Genomic DNA, 18,092 nt, shown 5'->3' with positions numbered 1-18,092 from the left:
TTTCAGGCGCCGCTCACAGCGGCGGGTGGGACGGAGGCACGCCCGTGGGGAGCGGCGCCTCCTGGGCCCCGGACGGAGCGTCTTCCGACTGCGACTCCCAGTCCGGCAGCGCCGCGCCGCCTTCGGCGCACACGTATTCAGCACGCAGCGGCGCGACGATGCCGAAGGTAAAGAAATAGACGATGGGTCCCCAGACGGGCCAGTACACATCCACCCGCGACAGGCCCCGCGGGCACTCCGCCGCCACGTTGGACATCGTCAGGCCATACGCCAGGCTGACCCCCGTCTGCTCCTCGACGTCTCCCGAGCGCGGCGCCCCGGAGCGCACGCTCATCCGGAAGCATCCCGTCAGCGACAGCAGTATCACCCCGCACGCCAGCATCCGCTTCATGCGCCTGACACTCCCTCGGTGGATGGCTCGGCTCGTACCACACCAGGAAATCCCGGTCATCCCGGGCGCTGTTTCATACATGTCACCCGAAACCCTTGAACTTCCACCGGATCGTTCCCTGGGTAACGGCCGGAAATCAGGGTAGGCTCGGGATACCGCCCGAGCGGAGAGTTGCAGACGCATGGCCATGGCCCAGCCCCAGAAAGCCGCACCCGACGCGAGCGCCGAGCTGACTCCCGAGGCGAAGGAGAAGGTGGAGCTGGCGAAGACGTTCGCCTTCCACCTGCTCAAGGGCATCAAGCAGATTGGCATGTATCGCCACAACGAGTCGCGCTTCCCGGAGTTCCTCGGCAAGGCGCTCGAGTCCATCCACGCGTACAACGAGAAGTTCGGCCCGCTGTCGCTGAAGGTGGAGCAGCAGAACCTGCTGCTGCATGGGGAGGCGCTGTTCTCCGAGGACACGCCGCTGCCCTACAAGTTCTTCCGGGACGGCATCCGCCAGCTCATCTTCCGCCCGGGGCTGCTGGTGGAGGAGCTGGTCACCTTCACGCTCATCGCCCTGTCCGAGCCGGAGCGCGGCGCGGAGGACGTGCTGGCGCAGCTGTGGCGCGCGAGCATGGAGCACGTGGAGTACGTGGTGGTGGAGGGCTTCTCCATGGAGTCCGCCACCGAGGAGGAGGTCCAGGTCGAGGTGGACAAGGTGGTGGGCTACCTCTACTCGCGGCTGCAGACGAACTCGGATGACTACCTGCGCTTCGCGCGCGTGTCCGCGGAGGACCTGGACTCCAAGCTGGACGGCGTGGAGCAGATTCGCGGCCTCGTGGTGGGCGGCCGCCACGCGTCCGACGAGCTGAAGGCGAAGCTGCAGCGCGAGGTGAGTGAGGAGGAGAACGCGCGGCTGTTCCCCAAGCTGGTCAGCGCCGTGTTCCAGGTGGTGGAAGGCGGCGTCGAGGACGCCACGCTGCTCGAGGAGATCTTCGTGCAGCTGCTGGACATGCTCCTCATCCAGGACGACTTCAGCACCATCAACCAGATCGTCCTCAAGCTGCGCGCGCTGTCGCAGCGCGACGGCGGCGAGGGCCTGGGACGGCTGCTGGACAACTTCCTCCACAAGATGGGCGAGGAGCAGCGCCTGATGCGCCTGGGCGAGTCGCTGAAGACGGCGCGCCCGAAGAACCCGGCGGACGTGACGCGCTACCTGCAGGCGCTGGGCAAGGACGCCATCGTCCCGCTGCTCACGGTGCTGGAGACCATCGAGGTGCCGGAGAACCGCGCGCTGCTGTGCGATGTGATGGCGGGCTACGCGCGCGAGTTGCCGGACCCCTTCGTGGTGCGGCTGGTGTCGGACCGTCCGCAGACGGTGCGCGACATGGTCTACATCCTGGAGAGGAGCAACCACCCGGACCGCCTGAAGATGTTCGCCCAGGTGCTCAAGAGCCCCAACCTGGTGGTGAAGCTGGAGGTCCTCAACATCATCGGCAAGGGCCGCACCGGCGAGGCCCGGAAGATGATGGTCGACGCGATGGCGGACCCCATCTCCCAGGTGCGCATGCTGGCCGCGAAGCTCCTGCCGGAGTTCGACCGGGACAAGGCCTACGCGGACCTGATGCGGGTGGTGCGGGATGCCGCGTTCGAGAAGAAGACGCCGGACGAGCGCGTGGCCTTCTACACGGCCATCGGCTCCACGGGCACGCCCGGGGCGCTGTCGATGATGCAGCAGCTGCTGTCGGTGAAGCCCTCGCTGCTCAACAGGAAGCGCGTGCTGGACGACAAGCTGCTGGCCATCCACGGCCTGGGCGGCGCGTGCTCCATCCAGGGCTACAAGCTGTTGCAGTCGGTGGTCGAGGACAAGAGCCAGCCGCTGGAAGTGCTCACCGCCGCGCGCAAGGCGATGTACCAGACGCGCAAGACGTTGTTCGGGGACTCGGCGCTCCCCGAGGAGGCTTGAGACACATGGCCGAGAATCTCAAGGTCAATCAGAGCCAGGACGAGAACGTCAACGAGTACGGCCGCGAGCACAACGAGAAGCTCCAGTCGCTCGCGCGCTCCATGGTCGCCGGCCTCTACATGCTGGTGCGCTCGGTGAAGATGTATGACCCGGAGAATGCCGTCTTCCAGAAGCCGCTCCACCAGCTCCAGGACATCGTCAACCAGATCATCGGCAAGGAAGGCCGGCTGGAGCTGACGGGCGTCAAGGAGTCCTTCTACCTCAACGGCATGCTGGTGAAGGTGGACCTCAACTCCATCGAGAACCAGCGCTACCTGCTGGCGGAGATGCGCGCCAAGGACGTGGGCGGCTTCACGCTCACCAAGCCGGTGACGGTGCCGGAGCTGAAGAACTTCGTCTGGATCTTCGCCAAGGAGCAGTCCGGCACGACGGAGGAGGACGGGCTGTCGGGCCGCAAGCTGCTCAACATGCGGGTGGCCAAGTTCTCCAAGCTGAAGGAGAAGCTGAACAAGGACATGGACAACCCGGGCGACCTGAAGGTCGATCGCAAGAAGTACGCGATGACCATCTACGCCCGCGCGGTGTTCTTCCTCTCGAAGTACCTGGAGTCCGTGCGCGCCGGCAAGCCCATCAACGCCTCCAAGGCGCTGCGGCTCGTGCAGGACTTCGTGGACATCTCCTACGAGCAGAAGACGCACTTTCTGGGCATGACGACGATGCGGCGCGAGGACGACTACCTCGTGTATCACCAGGTCAACGTCTGCCTGATGAGCATCGTCTTCGGCGCGGAGCTGGGGCTGACGAAGCCGCAGCTGAGAGACCTGGGCTACATCGCCCTCTTTCACGACGCGGGCATGGCGACGCTGCCGGAGGAGCTGTCCACCAAGCGCGGCGCGCTGTCTCCGGACGAGCGGGTGGCGGTGCAGAAGGCGCCGCTCATCTCCGTGCGCAACATCCTCATGGAGAAGGGCTTCAGCCGCTCCACGCTGCTGCGCGTGGTGACGACGTTCGAGCACAAGACGGACTTCGGCACCGCGGTGCGCGACTCGCGCGGCAACATCCAGATGATCATCCCGAAGACGAACCTCGGGGCGTACGCGAAGATCATCGCCATCTGCGACGCGTACGACGCGCTCACGTCCAAGCGCCCGTACCGGGACGCCTACGGCCCGGAGGTGGCGCTGATGCTGATGTGGACGGAGATGCGCAACAAGTTCGACCCGGAGCTGCTGGAGGTCTTCATGCGCGTCATGGCCATCCAGCCGGTGAAGGTGCTGTCCAAGCGGCAGCAGACGCTCAGCGTGTCCGGCCTGTAGCCCGCTTCGCCGCCTTCTTCCGGGCGGCGGGCGCGGGCTTGCGCTTCGCTTCCGGCGCGGCCGGGGTGCCGCGCAGCAACTCCAGCGCGGCGGTGAAGTCCCCGGGGATGGGCGCCTCCAGGTTCAGCGCCTTGCCCGTGCGCGGGTGGGCGAAGGCCAGCCGCCACGCGTGCAGCGCCTGACGCCCCAGCCGCTCCTGCGCCTCCCCCGCCCTGCCCTTCGCCTTGCGGCCGGCGCCATAGAGGGCGTCGCCCAGCAGCGGGTGGCCGGACTCGGACAGGTGCACGCGAATCTGGTGCGTGCGGCCGGTGAGCAGGTCCACCTCCACCAGCGCGGCGCCGTCGAAGGACTCGAGCACGCGGTAGACGGTGATGGCCTGCTTGCCCTCCCGCACCTTGCCGGTGAACTTCTGGCGATTGACGGGGTGGCGGCCGTAGAGCGTCTCGATGCGCCCCTCCGCGGGCGGCGTGCCGTGGACGAGCGCCAGGTACGTCTTCTCCACCGCGCGCGTCTTGAAGGACTTCTGCAGGGCCACCAGCGCCTGCTCGTTCTTCGCCACCACGAGGCAGCCGGTGGTGTCCTTGTCCAGCCGGTGGACGATGCCCGGGCGCAATTCGCCGCCCACGCCGGCCAGGTCCTTCACCCGGTGGAGCAGCGCGTTGACGAGCGTCCCGGAGGCATGCCCCGCGCCGGGGTGCACCACCATGCCCGCCGCCTTGTCCACCACCACGAGGTCCCTGTCCTCGTGCAGCACGGCGAGCGGCAGCTCCTCCGCCAACGGGACGGCGGCCACGGGCGCGGGGACGTGGAGGCTGAGCAGCTCCCCGCCTCGCAGCCGCCGCGCCGGCTTGGCGGGCTGGCCGTCGGCGAGCACATGCCCGGCCTCGATGAGGCCATGGATGCGGGAGCGGGTGAGGTCCGGAAACGCCCGGGCGAGGTACTGGTCCACGCGCTCTCCGCGTGCTTCGGGCGGGGCGCGGTGCTCTCGCGTGTCGGGCGCTGCCACGTGCGGAGGGGCTACCAGATCTTCGACTTCACGTGCGCCTTGGAGCGCAGGACGATGTCGTTGATGGCGCGCTCGAAGAAGTTCATCTTCGTGAAGATCTCCTGGCTGACGCGGCTCTTGTAGAGCTCGCGGCCCTCTTCCAGTTCCTCCTTGAGGACCTCGAAGAGGTTGTCCTGCTCGATGCCCTTGATGATCTTCTGCTCGTTGTAGAGCGAGATATCCGAGGCAATCGCACGGGCGAGCCGCATCGCCTTGACCTTTTCCTCGTCCGTCATCGTCCTACCTACTTAGGCACCGGTCTGGGGCGAGTCAACTTTCATCGCACCCCTGTACCGCGAGGCCCTGCGCCCGGGAGGGAGTCACTTCTTCCCTGACTTCTCAGAAGCCAGGGCGAGATAGCTCCTGGACACCCGGAGCGGATCCAGCCCGAGCTCGCGGGCGAGGTTCATGAGGATGCCGCGCAGGTACACGGGGGGCGGGAGGGCGCTGTAGCGGTCGGCCTCCACGTTTTCCAGGTGGGCCTTGGAGATGCGGGTGCGGTCGGCGACCTGCTGGAGGGAGAACGAGCGGGCCTCGCGCACGCGGCGCAGCAGTTCGCCGTTGAACTCGGCGTCCGGCGGGAGGTCCGGGGTGCGGGGACGCGGCTCGCGCACGCGGGCGGCCACCTGCGCCAGGGCCGCCTCCGCCGTGGCGATGGCCGCGTCCTGGGAGAGCACCTGGGCGTCGCCGAGCTGCCGTCCGGGGCCCGGACGCGGTGCCGGCCGGCCGGGCTCGGAGGCCGGGGAGACCGCGGCGGTCCGGGTGGACGGCGTGCGCACGCCCGCCCGGGATGCGGGAGCGGAGGTGGCCCCGCCACGGCCGGGCACGGTGGCGAGCGCGCTGCTCTCGGGGGCGGTGGGCGAGGTTCGCGAGGGCGCGACCTCGGGGGCGGGTTCCGAGGCGGCCACGGCGGCAGCGGGCGCCACGCGGGGCGTGGGCACCGGTTCCACGGCGGCCACGGAGGGCGTGGACGCGGGCACCGGTTCCACGGCGGCCACCGGCGGCGCGGAGGCTGTCGCCACGGGCGCCTGCACGGGTTCCGTGGCGGCCATGACCGCGGTGGGCACGGGCGCCTGCACCGGCTCCGCCGCGGGGGCGGACGTCGAGGCCCTGGGCGGCGCGATGGCCGCGGACACACTCGAGGCGCTCACGGACTCGCGCGTCGATGCCGGCGCCTTCTCCGACGCGGACACCACCGTGGGCACGTACACGGCGCTGCCGAGGACCTGGGAGTCCTGCAACGAGCTGGACACGTACGCGAAGGAGAACCCACGGAAGAATGTGGCGCGGAGGTCCGCCGGTTCCACCGGGCTCGTGGCGGCCTCCGAAGGCGGCGGCGTGGCCGTGGAGGTCTGCTTCACCTCCTCCTGCACACGCGCAACGGGCGCGGCCGTACCGGCCCCCTCCCCCGCCGCGTCCACCTCCGCCGCCGCCGAGCTCGCGAGCGCCTCGGCGGCGCGCTCCACCGTGCCCGCCGCGGGCGTGGCCTCGGGCGACGGCCTGCCTCCCGCCGTGACGGCCTCCGCCATCCTCCGGGTGGGAAGGCCCAGGTCCTTGTCGTACTCGGCGCGCAGGTCCGCGTCGGTGAGGATCTCCATCGCCTCGGTCATCCGGGCGCGGAGGCTGTCCACCTGCTCCGGGTCGACCAGCGCGTAGACGGCGATGGAGTCCGGCGCATACAGCTCCATCAGCCGCGAGTACGCCGCGCGGATGTCATCCACCGGAGCGGAGACGGGAACCTCCAGGAGCTCGTAATAGGTCTGCTTCTCGAAGGGCTTCATGGGGAAGACGGGTCGAGGTTGCTGTCGAGTGCGAGAAGGCGCGCGGCGATGCGCTGGATGGCCGTGGCGGCCGGGGAATCGGGCCGTTCGATGAGGACCGGGCGGCGCTTGCGCACCGAGCGCCATGCCTCGTCGTCGTAGCGGATGGCGCCGAGGTCATCCATCTCGATGCCGAAGAACTTCTTCCACGCGGAGGCCACCGCCACCCCCACGTTGAGGTCCGCGTCCGTGCGCGCCTGGTTCACGATCAGCCGGATGCGGAACTCGGCCAGCTCGCGCTCCAGCCGCTCCGCGGCCGCGGGGTCCTTGCGCCGCGCCTGCGCGAGCACGTCGTGCAGCGTGCGCAGCGAGCCCTCGCGCGTCGTGAGCGCGCTCTCCACCACGTCCTGGATGCCGTACTGCGCCTCCACCTGCTGGAGCCTCCGGAAGAACGCCGCCTTGGCGAAGCGGTACGCGTTCTCCACCGAGGTCGGCTCGGGCAGCACCACCAGCAGCCCGTGGTCCGCCATGATGAAGAAGTCGATGGTGTTGAAGCTGGTGCCCGCGCCCAGGTCCAGGATGAGGTAGTCCGCCGACGCGCCCATCAGCGTCTTCAGCAGCTTCTGCTTCTGTGCGTACTTGAGGTTGGCGGCGTCCAGCGCGTCCTGCGCGCCGGCGATGAGCGACAGCCGGGGCACGCCCGTGGGGACGATGACCTCTTCGAGCGTCGCCTTGTTCTTGCGCAGGAAGTCCGAGAGCGTGGCCGTGGGCTGCCCCACGCCCAGGCACGTGTGCAGGTTGGCTCCGCCCAGGTCGGCGTCCACCAGCAGCACGTTGAGCCCGGATTGCGCGAGCGCGACGCCCAGGTTCGCGGACACCATGGACTTGCCGATACCGCCCTTGCCTCCGCCCACGGCGATGATGCGCCGGGGACGGGGACGACGGGACAGCCCCGGGGGTCCGGAGGCCACCGGCCCCGGTGTCTTGGAGACGGGGCCCGGGACATGGGCTTCGCTCCGGGGCGCTCTCAAGGGTTCGGTCATGGAGGACAGTGGGACGGGCTTCAATGGAGCTCCCATCAAAGCCCGTCCTACTGCCCGAGTCGACTCCCCGCCAGAAAGCGTCCGTCAGGTGCCGATCACCGGATGATCACGGAGCACGTGCACGCCTGGCTGCCGTCGCACGCGGCCCCTGCGGACGTCTCGCACTGCAGGCCGAAGCAGCAGGGGTTGTTCGGTGAACACGCCTGCCCGCCCGCCGAGCAGGTAGCCCCGGCCTCGCAGGTGCCGGTGGTGCTCCCTCCGGGGATGCGGCAGCCCAGCCCGGAGCAGCAGTCCGAGGGCGAGGTGCAGAGGCTTCCCTGCGGCTGGCAGACCTGCGGCGTCTGGCAGACGTTGCCGGTGCAGATGCCCGAGCAGCACCCGGCCCCGCTGGTGCACGCCTGCCCGTTGGGCGAGCAGATGGGACCGCCGTCCACACCGCCCGTGCCGGCATCCGTCCCGCCCGTGCCGCCATCGGCGCCGCCGCCGGGCGCGGTGCCCGTCGGACGGCAGACGAACGTCAACTCGTCGATGGCGCGGCACGACGTCCCGGCGCAGCAGCCGGAGTTCGACGGGTCGCACACCGTGCCCACCGGATCACACGTGGGGGCCGGCTGGCACGTGAAGGCGCCGCCGTCCGCGCCCGGCAGGCAGAGGTTGCCGTTGCAGCACTGGTCGCTGAACTGGCACGTGCTGCCCTGGGAGATGCAGCAGCCCGCCTCTCCGGTGTAGCCCGTGGGGCACTCGGCGGGGCACTGGCCGCTGGGGCAGCCGCCGAAGCAGCGCGGCACGCCGCTGGAGTCCACCTTGCACACGGCCTTCTGGCCGTCGCAGCAGGCCTCGCGCGCATTCACGTCGATGATGCCGCCGTCGGGCAGCGTGCCGGAGCCGCAGATGTTGCCCACCGGGTTGCAGCCGTTGGGCTTGTCGCAGCGGCTCTCGCGGCAGTCCACCGCGTTGGAGAGCTTCTCGCCGCCGCAGCACACGCCGTCTTCGGTGCAGTAGTTGCCCGTGGGGCGGCAGCCGCCCACCGGCTGGCACACCGTGGCGCCGTAGCCCAGGTCCACGCAGGTGCGCGAGCAGCAGGTGCTGCCGCCGGTGCACGGGTTGCCGTCCTGCACGCAGTTGCCACCACCCGCGCCGCCCACCGCCAGGCAGCGGCCCGGAGTGCCGGTGCCGTTCTGCGAGCACACGCCGCCGCAGCAGTCCTCGTTCTTCAGGCAGAGGTCGTCATTGGCCTGGCACGAGTACGCCGGCTTGCACACGCCGGCCTGGCAGTTGGTGGAGCAGCAGTCGGCGTCCCCGCCGCAGGCCTGGCCCGGCACCTTGCAGGACGTGGTGCCCGCGGGCAGCGCCGCGCACTTGCCGTCACCGCCGCAGATCTTGGTGCAGCACTCCTCCGCGTTGGCGCAGGTGCCGCCCACGTCCAGGCACTGCTGCGTGGAGCACTTACCGCCCAGGCAGCTCTGCGTGCAGCACTCGATGCCGCTGGAGCAGGACTCGCCGGCCGGGGTGCACTGCTCGCTCGGCTCCGGACACGTGCCCGCGTCCGTGCAGGCGCCCGTACAGCACGCGGCGCCCGTGTCCTGGCTGCAGGCCGCGCCCACGTCGATGCACGTGGAGCCCGGGCCGCCATCCGGCAGGTCCGTTCCGCCGTCCGTGCCCGAGTCCACCTCGGAGCCGGCATCCGTCGTGCCCGGCGGCCCCGAGGGGGGCTTGTCGTCGTCACACCCCGAGACGACTCCCAGGGCCAGCACCATGCCCACCAGCATCAGCCAGCGGTTCGCTTTCATGTAGAGACTCCCTGCCGTGCCCGGTGCGGCGGGGCGCGGTCCGGGCCGGGCGTGCATGTGCGCGGAAGTCCCGCGCGTGCCGGGAGGGACCCGGGCTCCCCCGGGAGCGGCCACGGGAAATCGTCAGGGAGCCGTCACTTGGTGGACGGCGATTCCGCTACTCGTCCAGAAGTTCGACGTTCCAGTACGAGGCATCCGCCAGGTGCAGGAAGGGCAGCCACTCCCGGTACGTCACCTTGCGCGTGGCGCCGCGGAACAGGGGCGTCCAGCGCGGGCGCACCGGCTTCTTGAGCAGCTTCATGTCCGCCTGCTCGGGTGTGCGTCCGCCCTTCTTCAGGTTGCAGGGGACACAGGAGCAGACGACGTTCTCCCACGTCGTCTTCCCGCCCTGTGAGCGCGGCATGACGTGGTCCAGGTTCAAGTCGCTGCGCGGGAGGCTCTTTCCGCAGTACTGGCAGGTGTCGTTGTCGCGCGCGTAGATGTTCAGCCGCGAAAAGCGCACCCGACCGCGGGGCAGGTGGTCATACGCGCTGAGCACCAGCACGCGAGGCACGCGGATGGTGCGGTTGATGGTGGTGATGCAGTCCTGCGTGGCGCTCAGCGCGGCCCAGTCGTCGAACTCGTAGAGGCGGTACTGCGCGTCGATGGCCTTCGCCACGCCCTGGTACAGCAGCGAGAACGCCCGCTTCACCGAGGTGACATGCACCGGTTGGTAGTACCGGTTGAGGACGAGGACGGCGCTGTTGATCATGGCGGGTTCCCTGGACGGGCGGCCGCGACGGAGTCGGCGACCACCTGGAGCTCCTCCTCCGCGAGACAACGGACGTCGAGGACCCCCTCGCCGTCCGTGATCCTGCCAATAACCGGGACATCCCCGCTGCGCAGGCAGTCGAGGAATGTTTCCGGCGCCTCTAGGTTGAGGATGCAGGCGAAGGAAGGCAACCGGGCCAGCGGCATGGCGCCCCCGCCCACCTGTCCCACCACGCCCTCCACCCGAGCACTCACGCCCCGCTCGGCCAGCAGGGCCTGGAGCCGCAGCGCGCGGGCGCGCAGCTCCTCCGGCCGCTGGGCAAGCAGCCTGTACGTGGGGACGGCTTGCGGCCTGCCGTCCCGGTACAGCTCCAGGGTGGCCTCCAGCGCGGCCACCGTCATCTTGTCCACGCGCAGCGCCCGGGTGAGCGGGTGGGCCTTGATGCGCGCGAGCAGCTCCGCGCGTCCCACCACGATTCCCGCCTGCGGTCCGCCCAGCAGCTTGTCCCCGGAGAAGGCGATGACGTCCGCCCCCGCCGCCACCGCCTGGGGCACCGTGGGCTCCTGCGTGAGCCCCTCCCCTTCCAGCGGCACCAGCGCGCCCGAGCCCAGGTCCTGGAACACCGGCACCCCGCGCTCACGGCCCAGCGCCGCCAGCTCCGCCACGTCGACTTCCTCGGTGAAGCCCACCATCGCGAAGTTGGAGCGGTGCACCTTCACCAGCAGCCCCGTGTCCGGCCCCACCGCGGACGCGTAGTCCGCGCGCCGGGTGCGGTTGGTGGTGCCCACCTCCACCAGCTTCGCGCCGGACTGGCGCATGACGTCCGGCACGCGGAAGCCGCCGCCAATCTCCACCAGCTCGCCGCGCGACACGATGCACTCGCGCCCGGAGGCCAGCGCCGCCAGCACCAGCAGCGCCGCGCCCGCGCAGTTGTTGACGACGAGCGCGTCCTCCGCGCCGGTGAGCGCGCGCAACAGGCTGATGACGGGCGCGTAGCGGCTGCCGCGCTCGCCCTCGTCCAGGTCGTACTCGAGGTTGGAGTAGCCGCGTGACACGGACGCCACGCGCGCCACGGCCTCCGGGGCCAGCGGCGCGCGCCCCAGGTTGGTGTGCAGCACCACGCCGGTGGCGTTGAGCACGGGCCGCAGGTTGGGCGTGGCCAGCGTGGCCAGGGCGTCGCGGACGTCGGCGTCGTCGAAGGGACGCACCTCGCCCTGGAGCAGCCGGGCGCGCACGCGGTCCACCGCCAGCCGGAGCGCGGCCACGGCCCGGGCCCGGGGAACTTTCGCCAGCAGTGGCTCCAGCGACGGGCGGCGCAGCAGCTGCTCGATGGAGGGCAGCCCGCGCAGGAGCGCGTTCTTCCCACCATCCCCGCTGTTCGACGGTGCGCCCACACACGGAGTCTAGGGGAGCCGGCGGGCGGGCGCCAATCGGCGCGGCAGGAGGCCGGAAAAGGAAAAGGCCCAGTCTCCTCGTGGGAGACTGAGCCTTTGTACCGAACGCGTCAGTGCGCGTTCAGCGGGACATCAGAGCGGGCGAACGTTCTGAGCCTGGAGCCCCTTGGGGCCGCGGGCCACATCGAACTCCACCTTCTGCCCTTCCTGCAGGGAGCGGAAGCCCTGGGTCTGGATCGCAGTGTGGTGGCAGAAGAGGTCCTCGCCCCCGCCGTCCTGCGTGATGAACCCAAAGCCCTTCGCGTCGTTGAACCACTTCACGGTACCAGTCGCCATTACTCTTCTCTTCTTCTTTCTCTTCCAGCCTCATGAATTGAGCTGGATGCCACGCCTGGTTCAGGTGCGGCCCCCGCCGTGTGACACGTTTCCACGCGGTTGCATAGGGGGTTACACCGTCCCAGGTGCCCTTTTCTGTCAGGACCCGGACATAACACGCTGTTTCAGAGCATGATTCCGGACGATTTTCCCTCCCCGCACCGCGTCATCGGCCACCCACACCGGCCGTGACTGGAAGGGAGGGGCTACTTCGCGGCGCTCTTGAGGACGGGCAGCTTGGGGGCCCGGCCGTAGAGCAGCTGGTAGGTGTTGAAGGAGCGGAGCACGCGCTTGATGTAGCCGCGCGTCTCGGAGATGGGGATCTCCTCCACCCACGCGTCCAGCGGCAGATCCGGCTTGTCCGAGCGCCAGCGATTCACGGCGCCGGGGCCGGCGTTGTAGCTGCCCACCGCGTACGGCGTGTGCCCGTTGAACCTCTTGAGCAACCCGCCGAGGTAGTGCGCGCCCAGGCGGATGTTGAGGTCCGGCTGCAGCAGGCTGTCCACGGTGAAGCGCTTGAGCTTCAGCTCGCGCGCCACGCTCTTCGCCGTGGACGGCATGAGCTGCGTGAGGCCGAGCGCGCCCGCCCACGACAGCGCCTTGGGGTCCAACGCGCTCTCCTCGCGCATCAGCGCCTGGAGCAGGTCCGGCTCCACGCCCGCGTCCGCGGTGTGCTTCTCGATGAGCTCACGGAACGCGTTGGGATAGGCCACCTCCCACACCACGCGCGTCTGCGGCGTGATCTTCCCGCTCAGGTCCTTGCGCAGCGCCAGCCGCGCCACCGCGTGCGCGGAGCGCTCGTCACCGGCCTCGTGCAGCACCAGCACCAGCAGGCGGATGGACTCCGCGGGCTGGTTGGCGCGGTTGACGGCGAGCAGCTCGGTGGCCACCGCGTCGACGAAGCCCAGGCGGTACAGCTCCACGCCCGCCTTGAAGTGCGGGTCCTCGCCCATGGGGCCGGCGAACAGCGGCCAGGGGCTGGCGGCCTCGGGCACCTTGAAGATGTCCGGGGACACCTTCTCCAGCCGCGCCGGGTCCACCGTGGACAGCTGCGAGCGCGCCATCAGCCCGTAGTAGGTGGCCGGGTGCTCCACGGCGAGCTTCTCGAACAGCTCCGCCGCGCCCTGGATGTTGCCCTTCTCCTGCATCGTCCGGGCGCGCCAGTACCGCGCGCGCTCCACGTCGTAGCTCTCGTCCGCCTGGGCGAACTGCGCCTCGATGCGGTCCAGGAAGGACAGGCCGGAGTCCTCCGCCCCGCTGGTGCGCGCAATCCAGAACGCCTTGAAGAGCGCCTCGCCGAGGAAGTCCCCCGCCGGGTACAGGCGCGCCAGCTCGTCCAGGCGGGCCATGGCCTCCTTGGGACGGCCCGTCTTCACGTACAGGTCCGCCGCGTAGAAGAGCCCGTCGTCCGCGAAGGTGTGGTCCGGGAACTCCCGCGCCAGCCGCTCGTACGTCTCCGTGCCGCGCGCCTGGTCCACAATCGAGCGCGACGAGCCGAGCACGTACAGCGCGCGCGCCAGCAGGTCCTTCTCCTGGCACTGCTCCACCACCGGCGTCAGCACCTGGATGGCGCGCGTGTGCTGGCGCTCCTTGCGCTGGCCCTTGCCGTAGATGAAGTGCGCGCGGCAGGCGAGCGCGTCAGGCAGCTGGAGCTGCCCGAGCAGCGGCTCCAGCACCTCCAGGCCCTGCTTGTTGCGGTGCAGGTCCACCAGCGCCTCGCCTCGCGACACCTTCGCGTCCAAGGGGGGCTTCTGCCCCTTGAGGCGCTTCTCGGCCTGCTTGGCCAGGGGGGACAGCGGGTACGCGCCCCACAGGCGCCACAGCGCGGTGCGCTCGGCGGCCTTGTCCTTCTTCTCCGCGGCGATGTCGGCGATGGCCATCAGCGCCTCGGCGCCCACGTTGCGGCCCCAGCTGGGCGCGGCCCGCGTGGTGAGCGGCTCCAGCGCGGCCATGGCGCCCGCGGCGTCCTTCTTCTTGCGCAGCACGCGCGACAGCGCCAGCCGCGCGTCCACGTAGAGCTTCGACTCCGAAGGCACCTGCGTCAGCAGCGCCGCCGCCTCGTCGAAGCGGCGCAGCCCCTCGAGCGCCACGCCGCCGTGGGTGAGGCAGCGGTCCTTGAGCGCGGGGTAGTCCGGCGCCAGCGCGGCGAACTCGGCCGCAGCGGCCTCGTCGTCTCCGGCGCGCACGGCGGCCAGGGCGCGCAGGTAGCGCACCGGGGCGCTGTCACCCTCGTTCTTCAGCAGCTCGCGGGCGCGGGTGTACTGGCCGCGGTCGAAGGCCTCGCGGGCCTCCTTCTTCTTGCCGTCCGCGAAGTACGGAGACAAATCCTCCAGGCCATAGCGGCGGCCGCGGTGCACCACGGGCGCGGGCGGCTCGGCGTTGGGGAAGGCCGGGTTGAGCACCTCCACATAGCCGAGGGGCGCGGGGGCCTTCTCCGAGTCCGGCGGTGGAGACAGCGCGGCCTCCGGGGGCGCACTGTCCGGACGCTGGGCGGGGGCCTCGGAGGCCTCGGCACCGGGGCCTTCGGACGCGGGCACCTGGGGAGCGGGAGCCTGCGCGGACATGAGCAGCGCGGAGGCGATGACGGCGACTTTGGAGAGATAGGGCTTCATACGCGGGGGCTTGGACCCTGGTTGATGCGCGCGGGCACGCCCCAGGACAACTGGGAGTGCATGGAAAATTTCCGGACGTGGACACAGGTTAGACTGTCCGCCTGCACATGGACATCCGGACTCAGAGCGCTCTGCTTGCATCCATCATCGGGCTCGCGCTCGGCGTGTCCATGTTGTTGCGGCCCGGACGACCTCGCGTCCTGACGCTGTATTCCGTTTTCGCCCTGACAGTCGCCGGGTATTACCTCTCCCTCTTCTTTCACAGCGTCTTCCCCTCGGCCGACTACCCCTGGGCGTCGCGCATCGCCCTGGGCGCCACCGTCCTCGTGGCCTCCCTGGTACCGGGCGCCGCGGTGGCCTTCTTCCTGGAGTTCCTGGGCGTCAGCAAGGGAACACACCAGGTCGGCCGGCGGCTCGCCGTGCTGTCCGCCGTCCTGGGACTCGCCGTGGCCGTCACCCCCCTGGCCGACAAGGAGTGGGCCCGGGTGGCCATCGGCATCTGGGTGGGCGGGACGCTGCTGACCTCGGGTTCGTTGCTGGTCCACCGGGTTCGGACCACGGAATCGCGCATCGAGCAGCTGCGACTGGCGTACCTGGCCATCGGCGCGGGGGCGGCCATCCTCTTCTCGGCGCTCGACTTCCTGGGGCGCTACGGGATTCCCTTCCCCACGCTGGGGCCGGTCTTCTCCACGCTCTACCTGTTCTTCCTCGCGCAGACGCTGCTGCGGCTGCGGCTGATGGATTTGCACGAGCTGCTGGGGAAGATTGCCTCGCAGACGGTGCTGGCCGTCATCCTCGCGGCCGTCTTCACGGTGCTGACGGCGTGGGTGGACGAGGACACGGGCCTGTTCGTCTTCAACACGGTGGTGGCGGCCTTCGTCATCCTCATCCTGTTGGATCCGCTGCGCGCCAAGGTGGAGGAGACGGTGGTGCGCATCTTCTTCCGCGAGCGCTTCGCGCTGCTCGACTCGCTGGGCACGCTGCGGGCGCGGATGACGAACGTGATTGAAATCTCGGAGCTGGCGCGGCTGGTGCTGGACACGCTCCACGAGACGGGCCGCGTGACGCACGCGTCGGTGTACCTGCTGGCGGAGGACCGGCCCGGGTACCGGCTGCTGGACTCGCGGGGCCCGCCGCCGGTGGCCTTCCTGGACACGGCGGTGGCGCGCGGCCTGCTGTTCGCGGCGGCGAGCGGGCAGAAGGCGGTGCTGCGGGAGAACGTGGAGCGGCGCATGTCCACCATGCGGCTGCAGGCGGTGGAGGGCAAGCGCTACCGCGACGAGCTCAAGCGGCTGAACGACACGCGCGGGGCGCTGGTGCAGGTGAAGGCCGGCATCACCGTGCCGCTGATGGGCAATGACCGCGTCATCGGCTTCCTCAACCTGTGGGACGAGCGGGTGCCGGAGGCGTACGCGTCCGACGAGATTGCGCTGATTTTGGAAGTGGCCGAGCGGCTGGCGACGGTGCTGGAGAACTCGAAGCTGTACGAGAAGATTCGCGAGCGAGACCGCCTGGCGGCGCTGGGTGAGATGGCGGCGGGCCTCGCGCACGAGATTCGCAACCCGCTGGGGGCCATCAAGGGCGCGGCGCAGTGCCTGGACCCGAAGCGGCTGGGGGGCGAGGACGGCGAGTTCCTGGACGTCATCGTCGAGGAGGTGAACCGCCTCAACGGCGTGGTGACGGCGTTCCTCGACTACGCGCGGCCCATGAAGCAGAGCTTCGGGCCCACTGATTTGAACGAGGTGGTGACGCGGACGATGCGGCTCGTGCAGAACGACGTGCCGCCGAGCATCTCGCTGGCGGTGGAGCTGGACCTTCAGCTGCACCGGGTGGACGGGGACGCGGAGCAGCTCAAGCAGGTGCTTATCAACCTGGTGCAGAACGCGGTGCAGGCGCTGGGCACGCGCGAGGGGCGCATCACCGTGCGCACGGACAAGCCGGAGCGCTTCGGAGAGATTCGCAACGCCGGCGGCGAGTTCGTGGAGGTGCTGGTGTCCGACACGGGCCCGGGAATTCCCTCGGACCAGCATCAGCACATCTTCGTGCCCTTCTTCACGACGAAGCAGAAGGGCACCGGCCTGGGCCTGGCCATCTGCCAGCGCATCGTGAAGAACCACGGAGGGAGCATCTCCGTGCAGAGCAAGGTCAACGAGGGCACCACCTTCGTCATCCGCCTTCCTGCCCTACCCCCTGAGCAGGCCACGGAGGCCGTGCCCGCGGATGGAACGCCCGTTCCCGCCACGCGGCCATCGCTGTCCCTGCCCATGCCGGATGAGCTGCGCGACGCGCCCAAGCCGCCGCCACCGGAGCCGGGCCGCAAGCGCGAGCGGCGACGGCGCGCGAGCTGAACACCCGTTGCGGAAGCCTGTGTCGGATACGCCCCGGAACGGACACTCCTCTCCGTACTCCTGGAGCGGCAGACAGGCATTCACGCCCCAGCGTTCGCCCTTCGTAACACCCTGGAAATAATGCTTTTTGGCGATATGTCGTTAACTGCCGGAAAGTTGCGCTAGATCCGCGTTTTGCGTCCCAGACGCCTCCCAAAACTCAGAGAAGAGAACGGAGACATCCGTTCAGTCCCCTATGCCATCCAACGCTCCTTGGCGGAACCACGCGGTCCTCGTCGCCCGTGGCGCCGCGCTCACGGGTCTCGTCGCCAGCTTCTTCCTCGTCGCGAACTATTTCCTGCCGCCCTCCGCGGGTGGCTGTCCGGCGAATGGAGGTTGTCACACGGTACGCACGTGCTGGGTGGGAGGCGTCTTCCCCGGGCTGTGGCCGCTGGTGGGCACGGTCGGTTTCCTCACCCTCTTCTCGCTGTCGCTCTCCTCGCGCCCGTGGGCGTGGCGCGTGCTGCGCGGGATGAGCGTGCTGGGAGCGCTGGTGGGCGCGGGGCTGCTCGTCGCACAGCAGCAGATCTGCGGCGCCTTCTGCGTCTACTGCATCGTCACCGACACCATGGCGCTGCTCACCGCGCTGGCCGTGTGGGCGGTGCCCACGGCGGCGCCCGCCACGCCCCCGCGCACGCGGTGGAGCCTGGCCGGGCTGGCGGTGGCCCTGCTCGCGGGCATCGGGGGCTGGTTCGGCTGGCGGTCCACGACTCCCATCGCCCCGGTGCGGCTGGAGCAGCTGCCGGCGCTCGCGGCGGCCCAGCAGCGGCCGGGCGTCGTCACCATCATCGAGTTCATGGACTTCACCTGCGTGCACTGCCGCGAGCAGCACCCCGTGCTGCAGCAGGTGCTCGCGAACCAGGGTGAGCGCGTGCGGCTGGTCCGCCATGCGCTGCCCACCGCCAGCGATGCGGCGGAGAGCTCCGCCCGCGCCTACCGCTGCGCGCAGGTTCAGAACCAGGGCGAGCCCATGGCCGACCTGCTGACGCACGCCAGCGACCTGAGCACCGCCGGCTGCGAGGCACTGGCCACCCGGCTCGGCCTGGACCTGGGTGCCTATCGCGAGTGCGTGAAGTCCCCCGAGACGGACGCGCACCTGCAGGCCGCCCGCGCGGCCGCGAGAGAAATCCGGCTGGTGTTGCAGCCGACGCTGCTGGTCGGCCAGGACCGCTTCGACGGCGTCGTCCCGCTGGAGTCGCTGCGCGCGAGCATCGACGCGGCAATGCAGGCCCCCGCTGTCGCGGGCCCGCCCCAGCCCTGAGTCCCTTCCTTCCCTGAGC

Annotated in this window: 14 protein-coding genes; 4 read left to right on the top strand and 10 right to left on the bottom strand. The window is 70.0% G+C overall.

The genetic code is table 11. The features are described 5' to 3' along the window. Nucleotides 1-13 precede the first annotated feature (13 nt). On the bottom strand, nt 14-391 hold the full coding sequence (locus ACX9TP_RS20045; RefSeq protein WP_482981316.1) for a hypothetical protein: 378 nt from the start codon (nt 389-391) through the stop codon (nt 14-16). Between the two features lie 187 nt (nt 392-578). On the opposite strand from ACX9TP_RS20045, the gene ACX9TP_RS20040 reads away from it, so the two are divergent. Together ACX9TP_RS20040 and ACX9TP_RS20035 are read left to right on the top strand one after the other, a co-directional pair. Beyond that, entirely contained in the window at nt 579-2,339 is a 1,761-nt protein-coding gene (locus ACX9TP_RS20040; protein WP_482982202.1) for a HEAT repeat domain-containing protein, read from the top strand. A gap of 5 nt (nt 2,340-2,344) precedes the next feature. Further along, on the top strand, nt 2,345-3,655 hold the full coding sequence (locus tag ACX9TP_RS20035; protein WP_482981315.1) for an HD-GYP domain-containing protein: 1,311 nt from the start codon (nt 2,345-2,347) through the stop codon (nt 3,653-3,655). Here the strand turns inward: ACX9TP_RS20035 and ACX9TP_RS20030 are convergent. The 9 genes from ACX9TP_RS20030 to ACX9TP_RS19990 form a co-directional block, all read right to left on the bottom strand. After that, nucleotides 3,636-4,661, bottom strand: a complete 1,026-nt coding sequence (locus ACX9TP_RS20030) for an RluA family pseudouridine synthase (RefSeq protein WP_482981314.1) — start codon at nt 4,659-4,661, stop codon at nt 3,636-3,638. The genes ACX9TP_RS20035 and ACX9TP_RS20030 overlap by 20 nt on opposite strands. Nucleotides 4,662-4,672: 11 nt before the next feature. Beyond that, the gene (locus tag ACX9TP_RS20025; protein WP_011553384.1) at nt 4,673-4,936 is read right to left on the bottom strand and encodes a hypothetical protein; all 264 of its coding nucleotides are present in this window, start codon (nt 4,934-4,936) and stop codon (nt 4,673-4,675) included. 84 nt (nt 4,937-5,020) lie between these two features. After that, nucleotides 5,021-6,481, bottom strand: coding sequence for a helix-turn-helix domain-containing protein (locus tag ACX9TP_RS20020; RefSeq protein WP_482981313.1), 1,461 nt, complete (start codon nt 6,479-6,481; stop codon nt 5,021-5,023). Next, nucleotides 6,478-7,431, bottom strand: coding sequence for a P-loop NTPase (locus ACX9TP_RS20015; RefSeq protein ID WP_482981312.1), 954 nt, complete (start codon nt 7,429-7,431; stop codon nt 6,478-6,480). Before ACX9TP_RS20015 ends, ACX9TP_RS20020 begins: the two co-directional genes overlap by 4 nt. 167 nt (nt 7,432-7,598) lie before the next feature. Continuing rightward, nucleotides 7,599-9,293, bottom strand: a complete 1,695-nt coding sequence (locus tag ACX9TP_RS20010; RefSeq protein WP_482981311.1) for a hypothetical protein — start codon at nt 9,291-9,293, stop codon at nt 7,599-7,601. A gap of 157 nt (nt 9,294-9,450) precedes the next feature. Further along, a complete protein-coding gene (locus ACX9TP_RS20005; protein ID WP_482981310.1) occupies nt 9,451-10,044 on the bottom strand; it encodes an HNH endonuclease in 594 nt (197 codons plus the stop codon). Next, entirely contained in the window at nt 10,041-11,438 is a 1,398-nt protein-coding gene (gene selA / locus ACX9TP_RS20000) for an L-seryl-tRNA(Sec) selenium transferase (RefSeq protein WP_482981309.1), read from the bottom strand. The genes ACX9TP_RS20005 and selA overlap by 4 nt, the downstream gene beginning before the upstream one ends. A 132-nt stretch (nt 11,439-11,570) precedes the next feature. Next, on the bottom strand, nt 11,571-11,774 hold the full coding sequence (locus tag ACX9TP_RS19995; RefSeq protein WP_163989240.1) for a cold-shock protein: 204 nt from the start codon (nt 11,772-11,774) through the stop codon (nt 11,571-11,573). 245 nt (nt 11,775-12,019) lie between these two features. Beyond that, nucleotides 12,020-14,425 (bottom strand): transglycosylase SLT domain-containing protein, encoded by a 2,406-nt coding sequence (locus ACX9TP_RS19990; RefSeq protein WP_482981308.1) that lies wholly within the window; start codon nt 14,423-14,425, stop codon nt 12,020-12,022. 107 nt (nt 14,426-14,532) lie between these two features. Between ACX9TP_RS19990 and ACX9TP_RS19985 the strand changes: the two genes are divergently transcribed. Continuing rightward, entirely contained in the window at nt 14,533-16,773 is a 2,241-nt protein-coding gene (locus tag ACX9TP_RS19985) for an ATP-binding protein (RefSeq protein WP_482981307.1), read from the top strand. 235 nt (nt 16,774-17,008) lie between these two features. Continuing rightward, nucleotides 17,009-18,073, top strand: coding sequence for a thioredoxin domain-containing protein (locus tag ACX9TP_RS19980; RefSeq protein ID WP_482981306.1), 1,065 nt, complete (start codon nt 17,009-17,011; stop codon nt 18,071-18,073). Nucleotides 18,074-18,092 lie beyond the last annotated feature (19 nt).

It is taken from the genome of Pyxidicoccus sp. M15 (genome assembly GCF_056858435.1).
Note: the sequence above shows the minus strand (reverse complement) of the source record. Positions and strands in the feature narration are given on the sequence as shown.

Excerpts from the sequence above, each read along its gene's own strand:
- ACX9TP_RS19980 (WP_482981306.1), top strand. The coding sequence starts at position 17,009 with ATGCCATCCAACGCTCCTTGGCGGAACCACGCGGTCCTCGTCGCCCGT.
- ACX9TP_RS20010 (WP_482981311.1), bottom strand. The coding sequence starts at position 9,293 with ATGAAAGCGAACCGCTGGCTGATGCTGGTGGGCATGGTGCTGGCCCTG.
- ACX9TP_RS19990 (WP_482981308.1), bottom strand. The coding sequence starts at position 14,425 with ATGAAGCCCTATCTCTCCAAAGTCGCCGTCATCGCCTCCGCGCTGCTC.
- ACX9TP_RS20045 (WP_482981316.1), bottom strand. The coding sequence starts at position 391 with ATGAAGCGGATGCTGGCGTGCGGGGTGATACTGCTGTCGCTGACGGGA.
- ACX9TP_RS20040 (WP_482982202.1), top strand. The coding sequence starts at position 579 with ATGGCCCAGCCCCAGAAAGCCGCACCCGACGCGAGCGCCGAGCTGACT.
- ACX9TP_RS19985 (WP_482981307.1), top strand. The coding sequence starts at position 14,533 with ATGGACATCCGGACTCAGAGCGCTCTGCTTGCATCCATCATCGGGCTC.
- ACX9TP_RS20035 (WP_482981315.1), top strand. The coding sequence starts at position 2,345 with ATGGCCGAGAATCTCAAGGTCAATCAGAGCCAGGACGAGAACGTCAAC.
- ACX9TP_RS20020 (WP_482981313.1), bottom strand. The coding sequence starts at position 6,481 with ATGAAGCCCTTCGAGAAGCAGACCTATTACGAGCTCCTGGAGGTTCCC.
- ACX9TP_RS19995 (WP_163989240.1), bottom strand. The coding sequence starts at position 11,774 with ATGGCGACTGGTACCGTGAAGTGGTTCAACGACGCGAAGGGCTTTGGG.
- ACX9TP_RS20005 (WP_482981310.1), bottom strand. The coding sequence starts at position 10,044 with ATGATCAACAGCGCCGTCCTCGTCCTCAACCGGTACTACCAACCGGTG.
- ACX9TP_RS20025 (WP_011553384.1), bottom strand. The coding sequence starts at position 4,936 with ATGACGGACGAGGAAAAGGTCAAGGCGATGCGGCTCGCCCGTGCGATT.